Source organism: Rheinheimera muenzenbergensis, from assembly GCF_036984005.1.
GTDB lineage: Bacteria > Pseudomonadota > Gammaproteobacteria > Enterobacterales > Alteromonadaceae > Alishewanella > Alishewanella muenzenbergensis.
The window spans coordinates 140,211-146,440 of record NZ_JALAAR010000011.1; the positions used below are offsets into that span (position 1 = coordinate 140,211).

Genomic DNA, 6,230 nt, shown 5'->3' on the forward strand with positions numbered 1-6,230 from the left:
TAAACGGGTTGGTGCGGCAAAGTGATTGGATCATAACACTTTATTAGCTGCTGTGGCACAATGGCAAGTTAAGTGTCATACAACAGACAGCCATCGGAGTAGCCAATTGTCAGCTTTAGTTGTAGAGAGTGGGTTATTTAGTTACTGCGTGTATTACAGTGCCAGAAGACGCAGTGTGGCGTTGCAAATTAAGCAAGGCAAATTGATAGTGCGGGCTCCGCTTGGCTATAGCCTGGTAGACGTCAAAACGTTGGTAGAGCAAAAGCAACCCTGGATTTTAAAGCATTTACATCAAAGCAGCGCACAAGTTAAGCCCGATTGGCTGGCGTTGCAGCAAGTACCACTGCTGGGCACGATGCTGACACTGGAAGTGCACCGGGCAGTCAGTTCCTCAATTGAGCTGTGTAATGACAAATTGGTCGTCACTGTATCCCGCCGTACTCAGGCGAACAATTACAACAACCGAGTGCTGAGCTTGCTGCAGCAGTGGTATAAAACTCAGGCGTTGAGCTGGTTTATGGCTCGAACTGATTACTGGCAAGGTAAGATGCAGTTACAGGCAAAAGATCTGGTTATTGGAAACTGGCGCACTAAGTGGGGCTACTGTAAAAATACCGCTCAGTTAGGCTTTAATTGGCGCTTAATGATGGCGCCGGATTGGGTTGCTGACTATGTTGTGGTGCACGAGCTTGCCCACCTTAAGCATTTAAATCATTCGAATGCTTTTTGGCAGTTGGTTGGGCAGCATTATCCTCAGGTACAACATGCAAAAATCTGGCTCCGGCAACATCAACATCAGTTAGAGCTGTAAAAAAAAGCGCCGGTACTAAGACCGGCGCAAACACTAGGACATCAAAACAGGAGAAAACAAGGACTATTTGCAACTACTGCAAACTAGGACTTTAGCTAGGCAAATAAATTCAAAATATTTTCAATTATTTTTTCAGTGTTGTGATTTTGCTTTTATAGCTGCATTTGGTTTAAGCTCGCTACCTTCAACAGCTCGCTATAATAACCAGACAGCCTTTACGGCTGCGTATTCTATGGACTGCCACTATGACAACTATACTGCGCTTGCAACAGCTGGCTAAATTACTTGATATAACCCGTTTGCAGGATAACGAAACTGCACAGACTTTTGCGCATTGGTTACAAACCGTACCTGACATACGCGCTGCAGCATATTGCGTTTATCCACAGTATTTAGCCGCACTGCAGCAATGGCCAAAGCGGAACTGCAGCATGGCGCTTGCCACTGTGGTTAATTTTCCAGCCGGAGATCTGGCGGTAGATCAGGTTTGTGAGCAAATTTTGCAAGCTAAGTTGCAGGGGGCGACAGAAATTGATTGCGTGCTGCCATATAAAGCCCTGCTGCGCGGCGAGCATGGCTGTGTTAAGAACTTTTTATATGACGTACGTCAGGCTTCGTCACAGCAGTGTCTGAAAATTATTATTGAATCCGGCGAACTGGTTACGGCGCAGCAAGTCGCCAGAGCGACCGAACTTGCAATAGAAAGCGGCGCAGATTTTGTTAAAACGTCGACAGGAAAGGTGCCAGTTGGGGTGACTGAAGAAGCCGCCCGCATCATGCTGACTGTGATTGCAGCTGCAGAACGCCCGGTTGGTTTTAAAGCGTCCGGCGGTGTTCGTCATATCGAGCAGGCATTATCGTTGATACAGTTGTATGAAGACATTACCGGCGAAATTGCCACCAGCCAACATATGCGCATTGGAGCCAGTACTTTAGCTGACGAAGTAGCAAAGCAGATTTCACACGCAAATTAACGCCGAAGCTCGTCACGTAGTTTGTCAAATTGTTGCAGTAGTTCTTTGTAACGAGCGCGGTGATGTTCGGGTAGAGGCATGTTATCGACGATGCGGAAGGTCTTTTTGCAGCGTTCGAATAGTTCTGTTGATTTACGTTTTTTCTGGCTGTGCAGCAATTGGATTGATGCCTGGATCAGGTTAAGTGCACAGCCGGTATTCATAGGGGCAAGCTCAAGAGCCGATTCAAATTGTTTTACAGCAACGACAAAATTACCTGCTTTATAGCTTTGAATGCCGGATTTATTTAACTCACCGAATTTATGCTGTTTTTGGTCGAGAAAGTTTTTCTGATCGGCGAATAACGTTTTAAGCAGCGGGTTTTTCATCAGCTCAGCGGGCAATAACTTGCCAAGTGTTGCCGCTTGTTCATACTCCCCAATTTGATTAAGCAGAAAAATAGTGTCTGGTAACAACTGATGTTGCTCGGGTAACTGTTCTGCTACTGCTGCATAGGTTCTTTTTGCTTGATACTGTGCACCATGTAACGACTCTAACCTGGCCTGACACAAATGTTCGAACAGTTCAAAGTTAATCTCGCGGGTCATGCTTTCATCGCGCTTAACTCGTTGCATTGCCAATGATACTTCTTGCAGATAGCGGTTTCTTTGCGAAGGGTCTTCTGTACGCACTGCGGCATCTATAGTGCTTCGAATGTAATTTAACAGGTGAACGATGTCTTGCTTGATAGAACGACGGGTAATCTCGTATAGCTGTTTGCTGGCCTGCACCTGTTGCGGAATATTATTCAGTTTGCGAGCTATATCAATGAGTAAGTACTGGCGCTGCATGTTGTAGGGGGCTATTTCTGCAGCAGACAACACACTGCTAAGCGCTGCATCTAACTCGCCTGTCTCCTGATAACACTGCGCCTTGATATCATATGCTTCGGCAAAGTAGCGGTTATCCGCGATCGCTTCTTCACATAACAGTAAGCTGTCGGCAAAACGTTGTTGGAGAAAATAAATTTTTGCTTGTAATAATAAGGCCCAGCCGCTACGACGTTGCTGCAATGCCTGTGTAAGAATATGTTCTGCTTTATCAAGCTGTTCGAGTCTGATTAAATTTTCTACCAATACCCGTTTGCAAAACTGCTGATAGCGACCTTCCTGACTGACTTCTTGCTGACATAACTCAATAGCCTTTTCCGGCATGTCGTCAAACAACGCCTGATATAAATCAGCTAGCTGAGTTTTTTTGCGTTGTATTCGTTGGATACGACTACGCAATACGCTTTGCGAAAAGGGTTTAACAAGGTAATCATCTGGTTCCAGCTCAACCGCACTCATTACCATTGGAACGGAATTTTCACCGGTTACCAGCATAAAAATACAGTGTGGTGGCAGTAACTTTTTCTCTCTTAAGTCTTCCAGCAGTTGTTTACCGTTTTTGCCGATACCTAAATGATAATCCACAAACAAAATATCGTAGCTTGCCATAGCACACTTAGCGAGTGCCTGTTCACCCGTTGGCGCAAAAGCGACATTAGTCGCTCCCATTGAATATAGGATGCCTTTGAACATAAGCTGAAAAGCGCGTTGATCGTCAACTATTAAAACGCGTTGATTTTCTAGCGTTTTGTTATCCATTTACACCACATACAGTTAGCAAACTACTGCCTAAGTGTCGGAAATAACTAAACACTTAGCAAGAGAAATGCTGCTAATTTATGAACTAGTTGAAAAAATGGCTAATGCAGGAAGGTTACGCAGATAGAATGGTGGAGGGGGAAGGATTCGAACCTTCGAAGGCAGTGCCGGCAGATTTACAGTCTGATCCCTTTGGCCACTCGGGAACCCCTCCACGAGTGGACGGCATATTATCAAACTCCCTTTTTATGTAAAGCCATTTACTAAACTTTTTTGTCTGACTGCCGATATTTCCGCCAAGAGAACATTTTTAGCAATCAATTAATAGGGCATGACAATGGTCATTAACGAATGGCAACTCCATGGCAAATTAAATCGTGCCTTACAAAGCTCGCAGCGGGCCGATTTTGCCATGTACCTCGCCTGGCTTACGCCAGCGGTTGATGAGTCGGCAGAGTTTTGTACACCAGAAGCGTCCATTGAGCATGAAGAACAAAATTTACGGCTACGCTTTGCTGTACAACCAGCGCGACCTTTTGCTCAAACTGAGTCTGATATTGAGTTAATGCAACAACACAGTGTCGCACTGCAGGATGGCGGCTTAGCGCAATTAAAGTTAACAACGTATCTGAAGCCGCCGCCGTTATCTCAGTATGACGATAAAAGCCGCTTGGCTGACGAACTATGGCAAAGCCTGAGTTTGCATAGCCGCAGACGTATGCAGCAATCGATACCGGCTAAACCGGATGTCAATCCGGCCGGGCTTTATGAAGTATTGCAACAGCTACATGGTATGAATGCGGCTTAGTGGTGTAGTCTAGGTGAGCTAATTTCCCGACAGTCTGTGCTGATGACACTGTTTAAACTTTTTCCCACTGTTGCAAGGACACAGCGCATTGCGCTCTATTTTAACCGGCGCGGTATCCGTCATCACACCGTCAACATAATACCAAGCATCTTCAAACAGAAATCTTGATCGCTCTGTAAATTCATACACCACATTCTGTTGCATGTAGCGAACATTGAAACTGACGTAGCCCTGCGGAATACTTTGCTCACATGACAGCACTTTAAGGCCGATAAAATGACTACTATTCGCAAAAGCAGTCAAGGCCGCTTTAGGGTTATCAACGCGGCAGGAAGAATGGTAGGTGCGGTAAATATAGTCAATATCCCGCACGCAATAAGCGCTGTAGCGTGATCGCATTAATTGCTCACAATTTACTACCTTGGCTAAACCATTCAGAAAAGGCTGACAGCAAAACTCAAACGCTTGTGTTGAACCGCAATAACATAACATGTTGAAATTTACTTACCGCTATAAAAGCGCTGATTTTAACCCAGGTTACTAAACTTGTCGTCTGAGTATGCCATAAAGCTAATGCGCAATTTGTGATTGATGTAGTTGTTCATATTGATAAAACCAGGTGTTGTTGCTGAGGGCCAATTTACGACAAGTGTCCAAATGCTGTGCATCTAATTGGCTGGCGAAGTTGATAACAACCTTACAACTGGCAGAACTCAGTGCTTGCATAATAGTGCCGGGCAAATCGCTGATTTGTTTTTGGTGCACGACCAAAACATTGTTTAACGATAACTGGTGTTGTTCTGCCCACGCTTTATTGGGGACATAACTGGGAGCAATCAACAGGATCCAACCTTGCTGGTGCTGATGCTGCTTAAAAAGCTGCAACAAACTATGCCCTGTGCTATTAACTGATACAGTATTGCTATCGGCCACATTAATTATTCTGAGTAAGCGGCCGTCGCTATAAGTTGCTTTAGTAGAATAGTGGTGTGCGTTGTCAGATAAGCGATTGTACATATCAGCCTCTACATGTTTATTTGTACAGTGTATGGATATACAGTAGTTTTCCGATGTATAAAAAGCAAGCATATTTTGCTTTAAATTATATCTTTTTACTGGCTGGACCATTGCTGCTGTAATTTTGAGTAGAATAGCCGGCCTGTATCGGAAGAGAGCTCGTGATCGATGTTGCTAGAAAAGTACGTTAACCAAAGTAGTGAAGGTTTTAGTTTTAGCCGTAAGCAGGCTTGTGAGTTTGCCAAGCAGGTCGCGACAGATTTCAATCCTATCCATGATGAAGATGCCAAGCGCTTTTGTGTCCCAGGTGATTTGTTGTTTGCTTATTTACTTACCCGTTATGGTGTTACTGAACAACTAAGTTGCCAGTTTGCCGGTATGGTTGGGGCCGACGTGATGTTGCAATGCATTGAAGAGGATAATCTGATCAATATTTGTGACCATCAGGGCAAAGTATATTTGTCGTTGCAGCGCAGTGGGGCTTGTCAGCATGATCTTGCTGTAATTGAACCTCTGATCCGCGATTACGTGAAATTTTCCGGCCAGAATTTCCCTCATATATTGCAACCTCTGATGCAGAAGCATCAAGTGATGATTAATCCGACAAGACCACTTGTTATCTACGAGAGTATGGCATTGAGCTTTAACCGTCTACCAACGCAAAAAGTTGAGTTGTCGCTAACTAACTCTTCATTAATAGTAGAAGGTAAACGCGGCAATGTGTTACTCGAGTTTTCTTTGACGGAGCAGGGCGAACAGATAGGGAATGGACAGAAACGCATGATCCTCAGTAATCTGATGTCGTATGACGAGGCTCAAATGGAAGAAATGGTAGCTGAATACGATAGTCGTAAGGTTGCAGTGTGGTAAAAACGCGCAGTTTGTTTGTTTAAGCAGCGGTTGAATAGTTTTTTAAAATAACCGCTTGCGCCTGTTTAAAAACGCCCTATAATGCGCGCCATGCCACGGGGCGCTGCACTTAGCAGGCTTCG

7 protein-coding genes and 1 tRNA gene are annotated in these 6,230 nt (G+C 44.6%); 4 read left to right on the plus strand and 4 right to left on the minus strand.

The genetic code is table 11. The features are described 5' to 3' along the window. Positions 1–106 precede the first annotated feature (106 nt). Together MN202_RS13910 and deoC are read left to right on the plus strand one after the other, a co-directional pair. On the plus strand, positions 107–811 hold the full coding sequence (locus MN202_RS13910) for a M48 family metallopeptidase (RefSeq protein WP_335736734.1): 705 nt from the start codon (positions 107–109) through the stop codon (positions 809–811). Between the two features lie 245 nt (positions 812–1,056). Next, the gene (gene deoC / locus MN202_RS13915) at positions 1,057–1,785 is read left to right on the plus strand and encodes a deoxyribose-phosphate aldolase (protein WP_335736735.1); all 729 of its coding nucleotides are present in this window, start codon (positions 1,057–1,059) and stop codon (positions 1,783–1,785) included. On the opposite strand, the gene MN202_RS13920 is transcribed toward deoC, so the two are convergent. Together MN202_RS13920 and MN202_RS13925 are read right to left on the minus strand one after the other, a co-directional pair. After that, positions 1,782–3,413, minus strand: a complete 1,632-nt coding sequence (locus MN202_RS13920; protein WP_335736736.1) for a response regulator — start codon at positions 3,411–3,413, stop codon at positions 1,782–1,784. The genes deoC and MN202_RS13920 overlap by 4 nt on opposite strands. A gap of 129 nt (positions 3,414–3,542) precedes the next feature. Further along, positions 3,543–3,627: transfer RNA gene (locus MN202_RS13925), tRNA-Tyr, on the minus strand. 123 nt (positions 3,628–3,750) lie between these two features. Between MN202_RS13925 and MN202_RS13930 the strand changes: the two genes are divergently transcribed. Further along, positions 3,751–4,221 (plus strand): VC2046/SO_2500 family protein, encoded by a 471-nt coding sequence (locus tag MN202_RS13930; RefSeq protein WP_335736737.1) that lies wholly within the window; start codon positions 3,751–3,753, stop codon positions 4,219–4,221. Positions 4,222–4,239: 18 nt separating this feature from the next. Here the strand turns inward: MN202_RS13930 and MN202_RS13935 are convergent, their stop codons facing one another. Then, on the minus strand, positions 4,240–4,620 hold the full coding sequence (locus MN202_RS13935) for a YchJ family protein (RefSeq protein WP_335736738.1): 381 nt from the start codon (positions 4,618–4,620) through the stop codon (positions 4,240–4,242). A gap of 171 nt (positions 4,621–4,791) precedes the next feature. Beyond that, entirely contained in the window at positions 4,792–5,349 is a 558-nt protein-coding gene (locus tag MN202_RS13940; RefSeq protein WP_335736739.1) for a hypothetical protein, read from the minus strand. A gap of 57 nt (positions 5,350–5,406) precedes the next feature. On the opposite strand from MN202_RS13940, the gene MN202_RS13945 reads away from it, so the two are divergent. Continuing rightward, the gene (locus MN202_RS13945; RefSeq protein WP_335736740.1) at positions 5,407–6,108 is read left to right on the plus strand and encodes a DUF3581 family protein; all 702 of its coding nucleotides are present in this window, start codon (positions 5,407–5,409) and stop codon (positions 6,106–6,108) included. The last annotated feature ends 122 nt before the right edge of the window (positions 6,109–6,230 follow it).

Coding starts and splice junctions, on each gene's coding strand:
- deoC (WP_335736735.1), top strand. CDS start 1,057: ATGACAACTATACTGCGCTTGCAACAGCTGGCTAAATTACTTGATATA.
- MN202_RS13920 (WP_335736736.1), bottom strand. CDS start 3,413: ATGGATAACAAAACGCTAGAAAATCAACGCGTTTTAATAGTTGACGAT.
- MN202_RS13930 (WP_335736737.1), top strand. CDS start 3,751: ATGGTCATTAACGAATGGCAACTCCATGGCAAATTAAATCGTGCCTTA.
- MN202_RS13935 (WP_335736738.1), bottom strand. CDS start 4,620: ATGCGATCACGCTACAGCGCTTATTGCGTGCGGGATATTGACTATATT.
- MN202_RS13940 (WP_335736739.1), bottom strand. CDS start 5,349: ATGGTCCAGCCAGTAAAAAGATATAATTTAAAGCAAAATATGCTTGCT.
- MN202_RS13945 (WP_335736740.1), top strand. CDS start 5,407: ATGTTGCTAGAAAAGTACGTTAACCAAAGTAGTGAAGGTTTTAGTTTT.